Below are 17,391 nucleotides of genomic sequence, written 5' to 3'. Positions count from 1 at the left end.
ACGGAACCGGACGGGAGCCACTTCGGCGGTGGTGGCCGGGGGGCGTCGGGGGTGACGTGGAAGGGCGGGCCGGGAGGTCTGGCGCGGCGCGCGCCGCAAGGGGGACGCTCGCGCCGGGGCGCTCACATCAAGGGGGTGAGGAAGCGGCGGAGGGCTTCCTCGTAGCGCCCCGGGTCGGTGTTCCACATGGCCGCGTGCGGTGCGTTGAGGACGGTCCGGAGGGTGACCAGGTCCGGGCGGGCGGCGGCCAGTTCCCGCGAGGGGCCCCAGGGGGCGAGGGTGTCGTCGGGGCCGTGGAAGAGGAGGGTGGGGACGCTGACGGCGGGCGCTACGGCGGCGACCGGGTGCGGCTCCGCGTACAGCCCGGCTCGGGCGCGGGCCGTCCGTACGACCAGGGGCACCAGGAGGCCGGGGGTGTGCCGGGCGCGGGCCAGCGCCCGCAGGGTGGCCTCCTGGTCGAGGACCGGGGAGTCGAGGACGAGGCCGGTGACGTGGCCGCGCAGCGCGGAGTCGGCCGCCGCGCGCAGGACCATGGCCGCGCCGGTGGACCAGCCGTACAGGACGACGTGGCGGGCGCCGCCGCGGACGGCGAAGCGCAGGGCGGCGTCGACGTCGCGCCACTCCCGGTCCCCGAGGTGGTTGAGTCCGTCGGGGGGCCGGGGCGCGTCGGGGTCGCCGCGGTAGCCGAGGCCGAGCACCGGCAGGCTCCTGCGGTGCAGGAACGGCAGCAGGTTCATGGGGTGCTCGCGGGTGGCGCCGAGGCCGTGCACGGCGATCACCCAGGTGTCACGGACGCCGGGGACGAACCAGGACGGAAGCGGGCCGAGTTCGCCGGGGACGGTGACGTCCCGGTGGTCGATGCCGAGGGCTTCGGTGGGGGTGCCGGTGTGCAGCCGGGGCGTCATGCGGACCCGGGTGCCCGGGGTGAGGTTGCCCCGGCTGACCCGTTCGAGCCGGCGCACCACGGTGTCGGGCGAGTTCGACAGGCCGTCGAGCACGGGGCCGGCGATGGCGTCGACGTCCGCGCCGGCGAGGCCGTACGTGCCGGGGCGGCGGGAGGCCAGGCTGCGGGTGAGCGTCACCTGACCGGCGGCCGTGGCGTGCACCGTGAGCCGGGGCTCCCCCGGCGGGGTCCGCCCCGGGGCGGCGCGGAGCGTCGCGTCGCTCGCGTACCGGGCAGCCGCCGCCACGGCCACGCCGACGCCTGTCAGGAGGGTGACGGCTGCCGCCGTCGCTGTTGCCGGACGCACCGTTCCAGTGTCGGCACGCCGGCGGCGCCCTGCCAGCCGGCGCCACCCGCCCGGGTCGCGCCCGGCGGCCGGCGGGGGTTCTCAGGGGCGCTGTCCGTACCCCTTGAAGCGGGTGGCGGCCTCGGCGAGCTGGGCGGGGGTGAGCAGGGAGGGGGTGCGGCCGGGGACGCCGGAAGCGGCCAGCCACAGCTGGCACATCCACTCCAGCTGGGCGGTACGGTCGTACGCCTGGTCGAGGGTGTCGCCCAGCGTCACGGTGCCGTGGTTCTGGAGCAGGCAGGCGGCGCGCCCGTCCAGCGCGGCCAGGGCGTTCGCGGCGAGTTCGGCGGATCCGTAGGGGGCGTACGGGGCGACGCGGACGGGTCCGCCGACCTCCGCGGCCATGTAGTGGATCGGCGGCAGCTCCGGGACGAGGGTGGACACGGCGGTGGCGTGCACGGCGTGGGTGTGGACCACGGCGCGGCCGGCGCCGGACCGGTGGACCGCCAGGTGCAGGGAGAGCTCGCTGGTGGGGGCGAGGGAGCCGATGACCTGGCGGCCTTCGAGGTCGACGGCGACCACGTCACGGTCGGTGAGCCGGTCGTAGGGCACTCCGCTCGGGGTGACGAGGACGAGCGGGCCGACCCGGGCGGACACGTTGCCGGACGTGCCGACGACCAGGCCGTCGGCGGCGCTGCGGCAGGCGGTGGCCACCAGGGCGCGCCAGGTGTGTTCGATCTCGTCGTAGGACGTCCGTTCGGTCATGCGTCGAATCCTGTCAGCCGCTGTCGCGGTCGCCCAGAGGGCCCGTGATGCATATCACCACAAAGTCACAGGAAAGCGGCGGGAGATCGGCGCCACCGGGGCGACCGCCCTGCGGTGTGGGGCCGCGGGCGGCCGGGAGGGCACGGGCGGGAGGGGTCCGCACGGCGAACGAGACGCAAACGGAATCAGGAGAACCGCTTGGAGACACCGTGAGTCCCGCCTCAGTTCACCTTCCGTTCACCCAGGTTACTTACGTTCGGCAAGCCACTGACGTCCAAAGATTGCCTGGGTAAATGGAACACATCACGCTGCTGCTCGCGATTGTGATCGTGACAGCTCTCGTGTTCGATTTCACGAACGGTTTCCACGACACCGCCAACGCGATGGCGACCACCATCTCGACCGGCGCCATGAAGCCCAAGACCGCGGTGGCCATGTCCGCCGTGCTCAACCTCGTCGGCGCGTTCCTGTCGGTGGAGGTCGCCAAGACGATCTCCAGCGGCATAGTCGACGAATCAGGCATCACCCCAGAAGTCATCTTCGCCGCGCTCGTCGGCGCCATCCTCTGGAACCTGCTGACCTGGCTGGTCGGTCTGCCCTCCAGTTCGTCGCACGCCCTGATGGGCGGCCTGGTGGGCGCCACCGTCGCGTCCGTCGGCTTCGACGCGGTCAACAGCGGCACTGTCATCACCAAGGTGCTGATCCCGGCCGTGGCCGCGCCGCTGGTCGCCGGTATCGCCGCGATGCTGGCCACCCGACTGACGTACAAGATCGGCCGCAACACGGACGCCAAGGGCACCGACAAGGGCTACAAGGCGGGTCAGATCGCCTCGGCCGGCCTGGTCTCCCTGGCCCACGGCACCAACGACGCCCAGAAGACGATGGGCATCATCACCCTGGCCCTGGTCGCCAGCGACGTGCTCGACCCCGGCTCGAACCCCCCGCTGTGGGTCATCGTCTCCGCGGGCGTCGCGATCGCCCTCGGCACGTACCTCGGTGGCTGGCGCATCATCCGCACCATGGGCAAGGGCCTGACCGACCTCCAGCCGCAGCAGGGCTTCGCCGCCCAGACCAGCGCGGCGACGGTCATCCTGGCCTCCTCGAACCTCGGTTTCTCCCTCTCCACCACCCACTCCTGCTCCGGCGCCGTCATGGGTGCGGGCCTGGGCCGCAAGGGCGGCGTGGTCCGCTGGTCGACCGCCACCCGGATGTTCGTGGCCTGGGGTCTGACCCTGCCGGCCGCCGCGCTGGTCGCCGCCGCCTCCGAGTTCGTGACCAAGCAGGGTGACTGGGGCGTGGCCGTGGTCGCGGTCTTCCTGGTCGCCTCCAGCGCCGCGATCTGGGTGATCTCCCGCCGCCAGGTCGTCGACCACACCAACGTCAACGACGTCGACGAGCAGGCCGAGGGCGTCGCCGCACAGGGCGCCGACGAGCCCGCCGGCGTCGTCACCACCGCCATCGCGGCCGTCACCCCGCCGCCGGCCGGCGGCACGGGCGCCACGGACGGCGCCGACCTCACGAAGACCATCCCGGCCTCCGCCTCCTCCGCCGCCTCCTCCACGGTCTCGGCGTCGGAGAACGGCCCGGCCAGCCCGGCTGCGGTGTAAGGACAGAGCAACATGAAAATCGACTGGGAAGCCCTCGGTTCCGTCTTCGGCGTGAGCCTCGTCGCCACCGTCGCCCTCGTCGGCCTCTTCTCGCTGGGCGTGGTGATGCTCAGCAAGCAGGAGCAGACCGCGGGCGCCTCGGGCGGTGGCTCCGGAGTGCTGGTGCGCACCGGTGCGTACGCCTGCTTCGCGCTCTGCGCGGTGGCCGTGTCCTACGGCATCTATCTCATCGTCGACTGATCGGCCGATCCGGCCGCATCACCGCGCCACGACGGGCCGGGGCGTACGTCCAGCGAGGACGTACGCCCCGGCCCGTCGTGGCGCACGGCTGTCCACACCTTTCCTTTGCCCTTCTTCGCCGCAGGTCAAGGGCGTGCCGCCGGTCAAGGGCGAGTTGACGGCCCTTCTCGCCCCGTGGTGGACTGCCGGGGCCATTACGGCGGCAGCAGAGGAAGTCCGGTGCGAATCCGGCGCGGTCCCGCCACTGTCACCGGGGAGCCCTCCCCGGGAGCCAGGAACTCTCGCCGCCGATCACGTCGAACCAGGGCGCGGACACCCTGAGTGAGGACATGCGACATGCGCGGCCACGGCTTCGTACCTGCTCTGCACGCACCGGGAAGAACACCGGGGCGCACCCGCCCCGCGGGGCACCCGGCGCGTCCCTGCGGCCCCATGACCGGCTGAGCCGTGCGGGCCGACCGGGTCTTCGCGTACGGCGCCGCCATCGGCATCCTCGGTGACCTGCTCTTCGGTGATCCGCGCCGGGGACACCCCGTCGCCGCCTTCGGCCGGGCCGCGGGCGCCGTGGAGCGCACCCTGTGGCGCGACCACCGCGGGTGGGGCGCGCTGCACACCGCCGTGTGCGCCGGGGGCGCCGTCGCCGTCGTGGCGCTCGCCGCACGCGGGGCGCGCCGACACCCCGCCGCGTCCGTCGCCCTGACCGCCGCCGCCACCTGGGCCGTCGTCGGGGGCACGTCGCTGGGGCGCGAGGCGCGCACCGTCGGGGACGCGTTGGCGGCCGGCGATCTCGCCGCCGCCCGGGCGCGGCTGCCGCACCTGTGCGGCCGGGACCCGCACTCCCTGTCCGAGCAGCAGATCGCCCGCGCCGTGGTGGAGTCGGTCGCCGAGAACACCTCCGACGCCGTGGTGGGCGCCCTGGTGTGGGGCGCACTCGCCGGGGTGCCCGGGCTGGTGGGCTTCCGCGCGGTGAACACCCTCGACGCGATGGTGGGGCACCGCTCCCCGCGGCACCGCCGCTTCGGCTGGGCCTCGGCGCGGCTGGACGACGTCGTCGGCTGGCCGGGGGCGCGGCTGACGGCCGTGCTCGCCGTGGTCGCCGGGGACGACCCGCGCGCGGCGGCACGGGCCTGGCGGGCCGATGCGCACCGCCATCCGAGCCCGAACGCGGGCCCCGTGGAGGCGTCGTTCGCGGGCGCGCTCGGGGTCCGGCTCGGCGGCACGCTGTCGTACGGCGGCCGGACGGAGCACCGGGCGCCTCTGAACGGCGCCGCCCGCCCGGTGGAGGTCGAGGACGTGGCGCGCGCGGTGCGGCTGTCGCGGCGCGTCGGACTGTTGGCGCTGGGGACGAGCGTGGCCGCACGGCTGCTGGTCGGGCTGGCCCGTACGCACGTGACGGCACGGATTCGGAAGGGGCGGGGCACATGACCGGTCAGCGACGCGGTGGCGGACTGCTCGTCGCCGGTACGACGTCCGACGCGGGCAAGAGCGTGGTCACCGCGGGGATCTGCCGCTGGCTGGCGCGCCAGGGCGTGAAGGTGGCCCCGTTCAAGGGCCAGAACATGTCCCTCAATTCGTACGTGACGCGCGACGGCGCCGAGATCGGACGGGCCCAGGCCATGCAGGCGCAGGCCGCCCGGGTGGAGCCGAGCGCGCTGATGAACCCGGTGCTGCTCAAGCCGGGCAGCGACCGCACCAGCCAGGTGGTGCTGCTGGGCCGTCCCGTGGGCGAGATGAGCGCCCGCGGCTTCTTCGGCTCCGGCACCCCGGCCGGGGGCGGCGGCCGGGAGGCGCTGCTGTCGACGGTCGTGGAGTGCCTGGAGGAGTTGCGCAGCACGTACGACGCCGTCATCTGCGAGGGCGCGGGCAGCCCGGCGGAGATCAACCTGCGGCGCACGGACATCGTGAACATGGGCGTCGCGCGCGCCGCGGACCTTCCGGTGCTCGTCGTCGGGGACATCGACCGCGGCGGCGTGTTCGCGTCCTTCTTCGGCACCACGGCCCTGCTCGCCCCGGCGGACCAGCGCCTGGTCGCCGGGTACCTGGTCAACAAGTTCCGCGGCGACGTGAGCCTGCTGCGACCCGGCCTCGACATGCTCGAAGGGATCACCGGGCGCCGCTCGTACGGCGTCCTGCCGTACGCGCACGGGCTCGGCATCGACGAGGAGGACGGCCTGCGGGTCTCGCTGCGCGGCGCGGTGCGCGAGTCGGTGGTGGCTCCCCCGGTCGGCGACGAGGTGCTGCGGGTGGCGGTGTGCGCCGTGCCCCTGATGTCCAACTTCACGGACGTCGACGCGCTGGCGGCCGAACCGGGCGTGGTGGTGCGGTTCGTGGACCGGCCGGAGGAGTTCGTGGACGCGGACCTCGTCGTCGTCCCCGGCACCCGCGGCACGGTCCGGGCGCTGGCGTGGCTGCGCGAACGCGGCCTGGCCGACGCGCTGCTGCGGCGGGCCGCCGAGGGGCGCCCGGTGCTCGGGATCTGCGGCGGCTTCCAACTGCTGGGCGAACACATCGAGGACGACGTGGAGTCACGGGCGGGCGAGGTGCCCGGGCTCGGCCTGCTGCCCGTACGGGTCCGGTTCGCCGCGGACAAGACCCTGGCGCGACCGACCGGTTCGGCGCTCGGTGAGCCCGTGGAGGGGTACGAGATCCACCACGGCGTCGCCGAGGTGCTGGGCGGCGAGGCGTTCCTGGACGGCTGCCGGGTGGGGTCGGTGTGGGGGACGCACTGGCACGGCTCGCTGGAGAGCGACGGCTTCCGCCGCGGCTTCCTGCGGCGGGTCGCCGACGCGGCGGGCCGCCGCTTCGTCCCGGCCCCGGACACGTCCTTCGCCGCGCTGCGCGAGGAACAGCTCGACCGCCTCGGCGACCTGATCGCGGAGCACGCGGACACGGACGCGCTGTGGCGCCTGATCGAAGGGGGCGCCCCCGCGAACCTCCCCTTCGTCCCGCCGGGACACCCAGACCACGCAGCCCACGCAGCCCACCCGGGGACGCCTTCATGAGCACCGGGCTGTCCTTGTGCCGCCACCGCGCCGTGGCAGGCATGCAACGCTTGTCCCTGCGGTCCGCAGAGACCAACGCTCCTGCACGTCATCGGTGGGGGCGTCAGGGGCGCGAGGAGCTGCGCGACCAGCCACAGACGGCCGGCACCCAACGGGCGGGCCCAGCCGCACAGGGGCGCGGGGAACTGCGCGACCAGCCACAGACGGCCCGCAGCCAAGCGACCACCTCGACCACCACGCACCCACACCCCGCGCCCCGGGAGGCCACCGCATGAGCCGCACGCCCTACCCGTTCACCGCCCTCGTGGGGCAGGACGACCTTCGGCTCGCGCTGCTACTCAACGCGGTGTCGCCGCGCGTCGGGGGCGTCCTCGTGCGCGGGGAGAAGGGGACCGCGAAGTCCACCGCCGTGCGCGCGCTCTCCGCGCTGCTCCCCGGCATCGCCGTCGTCGCCGGCTGCCGCTTCTCCTGCGACCCCGCCGCCCCCGACGCCGACTGCCCCGACGGCCCGCACGAGGCGGGCCCCGGCACGGTGCGTCCCGCGCGGATGGTGGAGTTGCCCGTCGGTGCTTCCGAGGACCGGCTGGTGGGCGCGTTGGACATCGAGCGGGCGCTCGCGGAGGGCGTGAAGTCCTTCGAGCCCGGACTCCTCGCGGACGCGCACCGCGGCATCCTCTACGTCGACGAGGTGAACCTGCTCCACGACCACCTGGTGGACGTGCTGTTGGACGCCGCCGCGATGGGTGCCTCGTACGTGGAGCGCGAGGGCGTCTCCGTACGGCACGCGGCGCGGTTCCTGCTGGTGGGGACGATGAACCCGGAGGAGGGCGAGCTGCGTCCGCAGTTGCTGGACCGGTTCGGGCTCACCGTGGAGGTCGCGGCGTCCCGGGAGCCCGACCAGCGCGTCGAGGTGGTGCGGCGCCGGCTCGCGTACGACGACGACCCGGTGGCCTTCGCCGCCGAGTGGGCCGCCGAGGAGCAGGCGCTGCGGGACCGCGTGACGGCCGCGCGGGCGCTGTTGCCGCGGGTGCGGCTCGGGGACGCGGCGCTGCGCCAGATCGCCGCGACGTGCGCCGCGTTCGAGGTGGACGGGATGCGCGCGGACATCGTGATGGCCCGTACGGCGACGGCGTTGGCCGCGTGGGCGGGGCGTGAGGACGTGCTGGCCGAGGACGTGCGGCAGGCGGCGCTGTTGGCGCTGCCGCACCGGCGGCGGCGCAACCCCTTCGACGCGCCCGGCCTGGACGAGGACAAGTTGGACGAGACGTTGGAGCAGTCCGCCCCGGACGCTCCCGACGACGACCCGGAGCCGGACCCCGACACCGACCCGGACGGCGGCGGAGACGGCGGGGGCGGGGGCGGTCAGCCGCCGCAGGACGGGCCTGAGGCACCGGAGGCTCCGGGTGCCCCGGACGCTCCGGACGTCCCGGCCCCGTCGCCGTCCCCCGACCAGTCGGAGCCCGCCGGCGCGAGCGCCGGGCAGCAGGCGGTCTCGGCCGGCGAGCCGTTCCGTACGAAGGCGCTGACGGTGCCCGGCACCGGCGACGGCGCGGCGGGCCGCAGGTCCCGTGCCCGCGCCGAGCACGGCCGCACCACGGGCTCGCGCCGCCCCCGCGGCGCGCTCGGCCGGCTGCACCTGGCGGCGACCGTACGGGCCGCGGCTCCGCACCAGCGCTCCCGCGGGCGCAGCGGCGCCGGCCTGGTGGTGCGCCGGGACGACCTGCGGCAGGCGGTGCGGGAGGGGCGCGAGTCGAACCTGGTGCTGTTCGTCGTGGACGCTTCGGGGTCGATGGCGGCGCGACGGCGGATGGGCGCGGTCAAGGGCGCGGTGCTGTCGCTGCTGCTGGACGCGTACCAGCGGCGCGACAAGGTCGGCCTGGTCACCTTCCGGGGGCGGGACGCGGAGGTCGTGCTGCCGCCGACGTCCTCGGTGGACGCCGCCGCGGCCCGGCTCGACCAGGTGTCCACGGGCGGGCGCACCCCGCTCGCGGCGGGGCTGCTCACGGCGCACGACGTGCTGCGGGTCGAGCGGATGCGCGATCCCGCGCGCCGTCCGCTGCTGGTCGTGGTCACCGACGGCCGGGCGACCGGCGGGCCCGAGCCGGTGGCGCTGGCGTCCCGGGCGGCCCGCCTGCACGCCGCGCAGGGGACGGCTTCGGTGGTCGTGGACTGCGAGTCCGGCCCGGTGCGGCTGGGCCTGGCGGGCCGGCTCGCCGGGGAGTTGGGGGGTACCGCGGTCACGCTCGACGAGTTGCGGGCGGATGCGATCGCGGGCCTGGTGAAGGACGTACGAACCGCTGGTGACAGCAGAAGGGCCGCGTGAGCAGATGCCACAGGGACAGCCGTCCGTCGTACCCGAGGACGGACTCACCACGCGCCAGCGCCGCAACCGGCCGCTGGTCCTCGTCCACACGGGCGTGGGCAAGGGCAAGTCGACGGCCGCCTTCGGGCTGGCGCTGCGCGCCTGGAACCAGGGGTGGCCGATCGGGGTGTTCCAGTTCGTCAAGTCGGCGAAGTGGAAGGTGGGCGAGGAGCGCGCGCTGACGGTCCTCGGGGCGTCCGGCGAGGGCGGCACCGTGGACTGGCACAAGATGGGCGAGGGCTGGTCGTGGGTCCAGCGCGACCGCCAGTTCAGCAACGAGGAGGCGGCCCGGGAGGGCTGGGAGCAGGTCAAGCGCGACCTGGCCGCGGAGCGGTACCGGTTGTACGTCCTCGACGAGTTCGCGTACCCGCTGCACTGGGGCTGGGTCGACACCGCGGAGGTGGTCGAGGTGCTGCGGGACCGCCCCGGCACCCAGCACGTGGTCATCACGGGCCGCAACGCCCCCGCCGAACTGCTGGAACTGGCCGATCTGGTGACCGACATGAGCAAGGTCAAGCACCCGATGGACGCCGGTCAGAAGGGCCAGCGGGGCATCGAGTGGTAGCACGTCTGGTGATCGCCGCGCCCGCGTCGGGGAGCGGCAAGACGACGGTCGCGACGGGTCTGATGGCGGCCTTCGCCGCGACGGGGCTCGCCGTCTCCCCGCACAAGGTGGGGCCGGACTACATCGACCCCGGCTACCACTCGCTGGCCTGCGGTCGGCCCGGGCGCAACCTCGACGCGTACCTGTGCGGCCCCGAGCAGGTCGCCCCGCTGTTCGCGCACGGCGCGGCGGGGTGCGACGTGGCCGTGGTCGAGGGCGTGATGGGCCTGTACGACGGTGCGTCCGGGCTGGGCGAGTTGGCGTCCACGGCGCAGGTCGCGAAGCTGCTGCGGGCACCGGTGGTGCTGGTGGTGGACGCGTCGTCGCAGTCCCGTTCCGTCGCCGCGCTGGTGCACGGCTTCGTCACCTGGGACCCCGAGGTCCGCATCGGCGGCGTGATCCTCAACAAGGTGGGCTCCCACCGCCACGAGGAGCTGCTGCGGGAGGCGTTGGAGGCGGTGGGCGTCCCCGTCTTCGGCGCGCTGCGGCGGGGCCCCGCGGTGTCGACGCCCTCCCGGCACCTGGGCCTGGTGCCGGTGGCGGAGCGCTCCGCGGAGGCGGTGGCGTCGGTGGCCGCGATGGCGGCGCTGGTGCGCCGCGACTGCGACTTGGCGGGCCTCCTCGCGCTGGCCCGCTCGGCCCCGGGCCTGCGGACCACCGCGTGGTCCCCGTTCCCGGAACCGCCCGACTCCAGCCGGCCCCGGGTCGCGACCACCCCGCTGGGCGCGGCGCCTTCTGCGGGGGCCCTGCCCCCGCTCCCCCGCTCCGCAATCGCCGGAGGGGCTGGATCTCCCGATGCCGGCGGCCCGGCAAGGACCGTCGGGCCACCCGGGTTGTCCGTCGCGACGGCGGGAGCAGGTCCAACTGCGGCGGCATGTGAAGGGCCGGAGTACGCCCCCGCAGAACGGACAGCCTCTGTCCCGTCGGCGGGGGGAACGAAATCAGCCCCGCCGGCGATTGAGGCGCGGGGGTTCGGGGGCAGGGCCCCCGCAGAAGGCGCCGCGCCCGGCGAGGGCCCGCAGCCCAAGGACGCGCGGCAGGCCGTCATCGCCGTCGCCGGCGGCGCCGCGTTCACGTTCGGGTACGCGGAGCACCCCGAACTGCTGCGCGCGCACGGCGCCGAGGTCGTCGCCTTTGATCCGTTGCGGGACGAGGCGCTCCCCGAGGGCACCTCGGGCATCGTGATCGGTGGCGGCTTCCCGGAGGTGTACGCGGACGAGCTGTCCGCGAACGAGCCGCTGCGGCGGGCCGTCGCCGCGTTCGCCCGCCGCGGTGGGCCGGTCGTCGCGGAGTGCGCGGGGCTGCTCTATCTCACGCGGTCGTTGGACGGGCAGCCGATGTGCGGGGTGCTCGACGCGGAGGCGCGGATGGCGGAGCGGCTGACGCTCGGGTACCGGGACGCCGTCGCCGTCAGCGACAGCGCACTCGCCGCGGTCGGCACGCGGATGCGGGGCCACGAGTTCCACCGGACCGTGGTGGAGCCGGGCACCGGCCCGACCCCGGCGTGGGGGATGCACCGGCCGGTGCGGCGGACCGAGGGGTTCGTCCAGCAGGGCGTGCACGCGAGCTATCTGCACGTGCACTGGGCCGCCGAGCCCGCCGTGGCCCGGCGTCTGGTGGAGAGGTGTACGCGATGAGCGGTGGGCCGGTCGGGGTTCCCCGGCCGGCGGCCACCTTTGAAGAATCGTTCCTGCGCGAACGGCGGGCGCCGCGACCGCTCGCCGCGGCGCCGTCAGTGGCCGAGGCCCACCACCAGCCAGATGAACCCGACGCCGCCGACCGTGCACAGCAGGGTGGAGCGGGCGGGGTGGGTGTGGTGCGCCTCGGGCAGGATCTCCGCCGCCGCCAGATAGAGCAGCGCGCCCCCGAAGAAGCCCAGATAGCTGCCGAGCGCTTCGACGGGGATGGTGAACAGCAGCGTCGACGCGGCCCCGACCACCGGTGCGCAGGCGTCGGCGAAGAGCATCGCGAGGGCGCGGGCGCGGGTGTTCCCGTACAGGCTGGTGATCGTGTACGTGTTGAAGCCGTCCGCGAAGTCGTGGGCGACGACGGCCAGCGCCACGGTGAGCCCCATCGCCTCGCCGACCTGGAAGGCCGCGCCGATCGCGATGCCGTCCATCATGCTGTGGGTGACCATCGCCGCCGCCGCGGTCAGGCCGACCTGCGGGGTCCGCGGCGGCCCGCCGTCGGTCTCCTCCCCGCCGTGCGCCGCGCGCCGCGACGCCAGCAGCCGCTCCACCAGGTGGGCGACGAGGAAGCCGGCGACGAACAGCAGCAGCGCCTGCGGCACGCCGAAGACCGGGTGCCCCGCCGCGTCCAGCGCCTCCGGCAGCAGGTCGAGCCCGACGACGCCGAGCATCAGCCCGCCGGCCAGACCCAGCACCAGGTGGCGTCGGTCGGTGACGCGCTGCGCCGTCCACCCGCCGAACAGCGTCATCAGGAACGCGCCGAGCGCGACGAACACCGCCATGCGCCCTTGCTAGCGGATTGACCCCCGTCGCATCACCGCCACACCCGCCCCATTCACCCGTTCGCCACGGAACACGAGATCACGGACCGCCGCGGCCCCGTCCCGCCCTCCGAAAGGACCCGTTCATGGCCGACGACGCCACCGGGCCCGCCGACGTCGCCTGGTGCGTCACCGACCGGCTGGTGACGGTCGGTCCGCGGGAGGCGGTGCTCCGGCCGCCGTCGCTGGTCGTGGGCGTCGGCGCGGTGCGCGGCGCCCCGCTGGACGAGGTGTACGGCCTGGTGTCGGACGTCCTGCGGGACGCGGGGCTCTCGCCGCTGAGCGTGGTCGAGCTCGCGACCGTGGACGCCAAGGCGGACGAGCCGGGCGTGGTGGGCGCGGCGCGCCGGCTGGGCGTTCGGCTGGTGACGTACCCGGCCGACCGCCTCGCCGAGGTGTCCGCCCGGGTGCCGCGACCGTCCGAGGGCACGCGCGCCGCGGTCGGGACGCCGTCGGTCGCGGAGGCGGCGGCCCTCGCGGGCGGCGGCGAACTGCTCGTACCGAAGCGGAAGTCGGCGCCCGAGGGCCGGCGGGCCGGGGTGACCTGTGCGGTGGTGCGCCGGGCGCCGCGCGGGCGGGTCGCCGTCGTCGGGACGGGGGCGGACGCCCGGGCGCTCCCGGTCCCGTGGGAGGTGACCGAGCGTCGGATCCGGGCCGTGGTGCGGGCGCGCGGAGCGGCGGCACCGACCGCGGACGCCGGCCAGAGTGCCGCCCTTCCGGACGGATCCAGCCGACTGACGGCATTGGGCCGTGTGGATCCCGCCAGTGTGGACATGATGACCGTCGTGAGGGTCGGTAACACGGCCACCTGCGAGATCGCGGGCCGCGCGGTGACCCCGCCCGGCCACCGGTGGCAGTCATGACCCCGGACACCCCTCCGGACGTGACGCGGTGCTCTTCCAGCGTCCTCGTGCTTGCACGGCGCGAGGGCGCGGCGCCGCGCGCGCGGACCCGGGCCCCGTACGGGCGGCGGTCCGACCGCGGGGCGCGGGCCGTGACGTCCGGTGCGTACCGTCGCCCGGTCGGAGTGCCCCGGCGCGGCCGGGTCGGGGATCGCTTCCGAACACCTCACACGGCGTCACGGGTTCGGTCCCGCGGACGCGACCGCGGACACCCTCCCTCGGGGCCCGGACCGCCCCGTGGCGCCCGGATGAAGTGCCAAGCCGGGTTCCGCTTTTGGGGGTCGTCGTGGGAACGTCGTCTTCCGGCCTCGTGTCGTGTGCGCTCGTGCCGCGCGCACCGCGTGCGCCGCCCCAACTGCTCCTCCCCCCACCCTCAACACCCTCACCCCCGGAGCCGCCCCATGACGCGTGCCGTCCGTCCCATCGACCGGGAGTCGTCCCGCAGGCGCAGAACGCGGCTCCGCGCCACCGGGCTGCCGTCGTCGGCGCGGGCCGCGGCCGTGCACGGGAGCCTGCCGGATCACCCCCACACCAAGGAGAACGCGTGACGACCCCGCCCGCACTGCTGATAGCCGAGCACGGCGCCCACGAGGACGTGGGGGCCGGCTCGCCCCGGGGCCTCGCGGCCCGGTCGGGGCCGCGCCGCTCCGGCCCACCCGTGACCACGGGGCTCGTGGCCCCCTCGCCGCCGCCCCCGCCGAACGCGGGCGGCACGGAGCCGTCGGAGCACGGGGCGAGACGTTTCACCACGGCGCGCTCCGCCCCCTCGTACGCCGGCGGCCGTCCATCGGGCCGGCACCCGGCGCCACCGCAGCCGCACCACCACGGCCACGGCCGACGACACGCACACGCACTACGCGCACTGGCACCCGGCCACGGGCAGGGACAGGCGCACGGGGGACAACACCATGGCGGGGGACACGACCACGGCAACGGCCACCTCGGTGACCATGCGCACGCCCACTGACCCGTTCGACCTGCGCCACCACGGTGACGCGGAGATGTTGGACGCCATCGCGGGCCTGACCGACCTCGCGGTGAACGTGCGTACCGACACTCCCCCGCCGTGGCTGCGCAAGCGGATAGCGGACTCGCTCACGGACCTCGCGGCCTATCCCGACGGGCGGGCCGCGCGGGCCGCCGTCGCGGAGCGGCACGGACTCCCCGAGGACCGGGTCCTGTTGACGGCCGGTGCGGCGGAGGCGTTCGTCCTGCTCGCCCGGGCGGCCCTCGGCGTACGCCGCCCGTTGGTCGTGCACCCCCAGTTCACGGAGCCCGAGGCGGCGCTGCGGGACGCCGGGCACCGGGTGGCGCGGCTGCTGCTGCGCGAGGAGGACGGCTTCCGGCTCGACCCCTCCGCGGTGCCCGAGGAGGCGGACATGGTGGTCGTGGGCAACCCCACGAACCCGACGTCCGTGCTCCACCCGGCCTCCTCGATCACCGCGCTGGCCCGGCCCGGGCGGCTGGTGGTCGTGGACGAGGCGTTCATGGACGCCGTGCCGGACGAGGCGGAGACGCTGGCGGACCGCACCGACGTGCCGGGGCTGGTGGTGCTGCGGAGCCTGACGAAGACCTGGGGCCTCGCGGGGCTGCGGGTCGGCTACCTGCTGGCCGAACCGGAGGTCGTACGGGCGTTGGAGGCGGCGCAGCCGCTGTGGCCGGTGTCCACGCCGGCGCTGGCGGCGACCCGGGCGTGCATGGACCCGGCGGCGCTGAAGGAGGCCGAGCAGGCAGCCCGGCGCTGTGCGGTGGAGCGCGCTCATCTGCTGGCGGGGCTGGCGGAGTTCGACGAGGTGCGGGTGGTGGCCGCGGCCGAGGCGCCGTTCGTGCTGCTGCACGTGCGGCGGGGCGACCAGGTGCGCGCCCGGCTGCGCGACCTGGGGTTCGCGACCCGGCGCGGGGACACGTTCCCCGGGCTGGGATCCGACTGGATCCGGGTCGCCGTGCGCGACCGCGCCACGACGAACCGCTTCCTGCTGGCGCTGGACCAGGCGCTGACGGTGGTCGGTTGCTGAGCACCGTCGCCGGCTGAGGGCCGCCGGCCGCGAACGTCACCGCCCGGCACCGGCATCCGCCCGGTGCCGGGCGGCGACGCGCTTCCCCCGGACGAGTGAGCTGACACCGAGTCAGCGGGACCGTCGGTGGGTATACGACGTTCGCCCGGCGGAGCCGCCGCCGTGGCGTGCGCCTCGCTCGCCGGAGAGGTCCCGGAGTGAACCCCACCCGTCCCACCCACCCCCCGTGTCCGGACAACCCGAACGACCCGGACAAGCAGAACGAACCGGATGGCTCGCAGGGCCCGAACGGCCCGACCGCCGCGAACGACACGAAGGACACGAGCGGTCGGAACGGCCCGTACGAATCCCGTTCCTGGAGCGACGCGCACCCCCACGGCGCGCGCCGGCCGCGGCGTCAGCGCCATGCCCTCTTCGTCTCCGCCCTGCTCTTCCTGGGCCTGGAGGTGTCCGCCGTCCACCTCCTGTTACCGGTGCGGACCCCGGTCCGCTGGACGGTGTCGGCCGGTCTGGTCCTGGCCACCGGCTGCTGGATGTGGGCCGTCCTCGGCGCCTGGTCGCGCGCCGCGGCCGAGGACGACCGACGGCGCATGGGGATCCTCGAAGGGCGCGAGCGCGGCGCCGCGCGGTGCGACGGCGGCCGGGGCGGGCGGGCCCGCGGCCACGGGCGGCCTTCCGGGATGCCCTGACGCCCGCCGCCGCCCCTGACGCCACCGCTGCCTGACGTACGGCACCCGACGGCCGACGCGTTGGACACGGCACCGTGTTCGAATCGGTCGGCGAGCGGTCGTTTCCAGCCGTCGTGTCCTTCGCCCGGCGTACCCGCCCGGGCAGTGGTCATGATCGGCTCGGAAGGTCCGGAAGATCACCGCGGGTCATGACCTCAGGAGTGCGCCAGATGCCCAGAGCACGTGTCAGCTCGGCCGTGATGACCCACCCCGTGCGCCGGGCCCAGGCGGAGGAGTTGTGCGCCCGGCTGGGGCTCGGCGGGCTGGCGCTCGACCCCGACCCCGAGGGCCCGCCCTCCGCGCTGCGCACGGCCCTGGTGGCGTGGGGCCGCGTCGCCGAGGGCGCGACCCACCACCTGATGATCCAGGACGACGTGGCCGCGCCCGCGGACCTGCTCGACCTGGTGGCGCGCTGCGCGGACCGCTTCCCCGACGACGCGCTCGCGTTCTACACGAACTGGCACGCGCGCAACGGCGCCGCCGCCCGGCTCGCGGCCCTCGCGGGCGCGGGATGGGTGCGGGCCGTCCCCGAGGAGTTCACCCCGACCCTCGCCATCAGCCTCCCGGTCGCGCTGGTCGAGGAGTTCCGCGACTTCGCCCGGAAGGTCGACGAGCGCCACGACGACGAGGCGATGGCCGCCTTCCTCAGCGCCCCGGGCCGGCGCAGCGCCCTGCTCGCGGTGCCCACCGTCACCGAGCACACCGGGACGAGCAGCATCAACGGCCACGCGGCGCAGGGCGTGCGGCGGGCGGTGTGCCCGGCCGACCCGGCGGACGCCCGCCCCGCGCTCGTCGACGGCTGGGTCCTGGAGGACGTGGGCTGGCTGCCGTACATGCGGTACGGGGAGGGCTTCGTCCGGCTGCCGGGACAGGAGGCGACGGACGCGGCCCGCCTGCACTTCACCTGGCGCGAGGCGCTGCCGCGCACCGGCGCGCACCTCACGGAGGAGGACGTGTGGGAGGTGGTGCGGACCGCGCGCCCGGCCGAGGAGGCGCGCGCGGTCCGGGAGGCGTTCGGGGCGTCCTTCGCGGACGAGTTGTGGATCCACTGCCTGCTGCTGGGGCTGCGGGCCGAGGAGACCGTCCGGCGCCACGCGCCGGGCGGTGCGCCGCACGACCAGCCGTCCCTGGCGGCCCACCGGTTGCGGACGGCCGCGCTGTCCACGGTCGGCCTCGCGGGCCTCTCGCCGGAGCACCGCCCCGCGGCGGGCCGCCACCACACGGACCTGCTCACCGCGTACGCGACGGACGCGGTCAGCCGCGGCGTGTCCCTTGGGACCAGCGCGTAGCGCATGCGCGGTCGCACCTCCGGCCGAAGCCGCCGCTGCCGTGCGGGAACACTGGTCTCCGCGGACCGGTGGTGGGCTTGTCGCGCAGTTCCGCCCCCTGTGCACTGCGGGCACGGGGGGACCCAGCGCCCCTACCCCC

14 protein-coding genes, 1 pseudogene and 1 riboswitch are annotated in these 17,391 nt (G+C 75.4%); of the genes and pseudogenes, 12 read left to right on the top strand and 3 right to left on the bottom strand.

The window, feature by feature from the left end:
• Positions 1 to 122 precede the first annotated feature (122 nt).
• On the bottom strand, positions 123 to 1,250 hold the full coding sequence (locus tag AB0E05_RS07920; RefSeq protein WP_361960448.1) for a hypothetical protein: 1,128 nt from the start codon (positions 1,248 to 1,250) through the stop codon (positions 123 to 125).
• Positions 1,251 to 1,331: 81 nt separating this feature from the next.
• Complete coding sequence (locus AB0E05_RS07915; RefSeq protein ID WP_361960446.1) at positions 1,332 to 1,994, bottom strand: class II aldolase/adducin family protein; 663 nt, start codon at positions 1,992 to 1,994, stop codon at positions 1,332 to 1,334.
• Positions 1,995 to 2,287: 293 nt separating this feature from the next.
• Here AB0E05_RS07915 and AB0E05_RS07910 point away from each other — a divergent pair, with 293 nt between their 5' ends.
• The 7 genes from AB0E05_RS07910 to AB0E05_RS07880 all read left to right on the top strand — a co-directional run bounded on the left by AB0E05_RS07910 (position 2,288) and on the right by AB0E05_RS07880 (position 11,446).
• Entirely contained in the window at positions 2,288 to 3,601 is a 1,314-nt protein-coding gene (locus AB0E05_RS07910) for an inorganic phosphate transporter (RefSeq protein ID WP_361960444.1), read from the top strand.
• Between the two features lie 12 nt (positions 3,602 to 3,613).
• Positions 3,614 to 3,841: a hypothetical protein gene (locus AB0E05_RS07905; protein WP_361960442.1), complete on the top strand. Its 228-nt coding sequence runs from the start codon at positions 3,614 to 3,616 to the stop codon at positions 3,839 to 3,841.
• Positions 3,842 to 4,010: 169 nt separating this feature from the next.
• A riboswitch (cobalamin riboswitch) is annotated at positions 4,011 to 4,142 on the top strand.
• Between the two features lie 146 nt (positions 4,143 to 4,288).
• Positions 4,289 to 5,266, top strand: a complete 978-nt coding sequence (locus AB0E05_RS07900; protein ID WP_361960440.1) for a cobalamin biosynthesis protein — start codon at positions 4,289 to 4,291, stop codon at positions 5,264 to 5,266.
• On the top strand, positions 5,263 to 6,843 hold the full coding sequence (locus AB0E05_RS07895; RefSeq protein WP_361960438.1) for a cobyric acid synthase: 1,581 nt from the start codon (positions 5,263 to 5,265) through the stop codon (positions 6,841 to 6,843). Before AB0E05_RS07900 ends, AB0E05_RS07895 begins: the two co-directional genes overlap by 4 nt.
• A gap of 271 nt (positions 6,844 to 7,114) precedes the next feature.
• Positions 7,115 to 9,166 carry a putative cobaltochelatase gene (locus tag AB0E05_RS07890; RefSeq protein ID WP_361960436.1) on the top strand — a complete coding sequence of 684 codons (2,052 nt, stop codon included), beginning with the start codon at positions 7,115 to 7,117 and terminating at the stop codon, positions 9,164 to 9,166.
• Between the two features lie 4 nt (positions 9,167 to 9,170).
• Entirely contained in the window at positions 9,171 to 9,770 is a 600-nt protein-coding gene (gene cobO / locus AB0E05_RS07885; protein WP_361960584.1) for a cob(I)yrinic acid a,c-diamide adenosyltransferase, read from the top strand.
• Positions 9,764 to 11,446 (top strand): cobyrinate a,c-diamide synthase, encoded by a 1,683-nt coding sequence (locus AB0E05_RS07880; protein ID WP_361960434.1) that lies wholly within the window; start codon positions 9,764 to 9,766, stop codon positions 11,444 to 11,446. Before cobO ends, AB0E05_RS07880 begins: the two co-directional genes overlap by 7 nt.
• A 95-nt stretch (positions 11,447 to 11,541) precedes the next feature.
• On the opposite strand, the gene AB0E05_RS07875 is transcribed toward AB0E05_RS07880, so the two are convergent.
• Positions 11,542 to 12,279: a ZIP family metal transporter gene (locus AB0E05_RS07875; protein ID WP_361960432.1), complete on the bottom strand. Its 738-nt coding sequence runs from the start codon at positions 12,277 to 12,279 to the stop codon at positions 11,542 to 11,544.
• Positions 12,280 to 12,446: 167 nt separating this feature from the next.
• Between AB0E05_RS07875 and AB0E05_RS07870 the strand changes: the two are divergent.
• The 5 genes and pseudogenes from AB0E05_RS07870 to AB0E05_RS07850 all read left to right on the top strand — a co-directional run.
• A pseudogene (locus AB0E05_RS07870) lies at positions 12,447 to 13,181 on the top strand (cobalamin biosynthesis protein); the annotation flags it as partial.
• A 440-nt stretch (positions 13,182 to 13,621) separates the two neighbouring features.
• Entirely contained in the window at positions 13,622 to 13,768 is a 147-nt protein-coding gene (locus tag AB0E05_RS07865) for a hypothetical protein (RefSeq protein ID WP_361960430.1), read from the top strand.
• A gap of 360 nt (positions 13,769 to 14,128) precedes the next feature.
• Positions 14,129 to 15,235 (top strand): Rv2231c family pyridoxal phosphate-dependent protein CobC, encoded by a 1,107-nt coding sequence (gene cobC / locus AB0E05_RS07860; protein WP_361960428.1) that lies wholly within the window; start codon positions 14,129 to 14,131, stop codon positions 15,233 to 15,235.
• Positions 15,236 to 15,432: 197 nt separating this feature from the next.
• A complete protein-coding gene (locus tag AB0E05_RS07855; protein ID WP_361960426.1) occupies positions 15,433 to 15,924 on the top strand; it encodes a hypothetical protein in 492 nt (163 codons plus the stop codon).
• 209 nt (positions 15,925 to 16,133) lie between these two features.
• Positions 16,134 to 17,252, top strand: a complete 1,119-nt coding sequence (locus tag AB0E05_RS07850) for a hypothetical protein (RefSeq protein ID WP_361960424.1) — start codon at positions 16,134 to 16,136, stop codon at positions 17,250 to 17,252.
• Positions 17,253 to 17,391: the final 139 nt, after the last annotated feature.

The sequence above is a fragment of the Streptomyces sp. NPDC048057 genome, assembly GCF_040653095.1.
In the GTDB taxonomy this organism is placed as follows: domain Bacteria; phylum Actinomycetota; class Actinomycetes; order Streptomycetales; family Streptomycetaceae; genus Streptomyces.
Note: the sequence above shows the minus strand (reverse complement) of the source record. Positions and strands in the feature narration are given on the sequence as shown.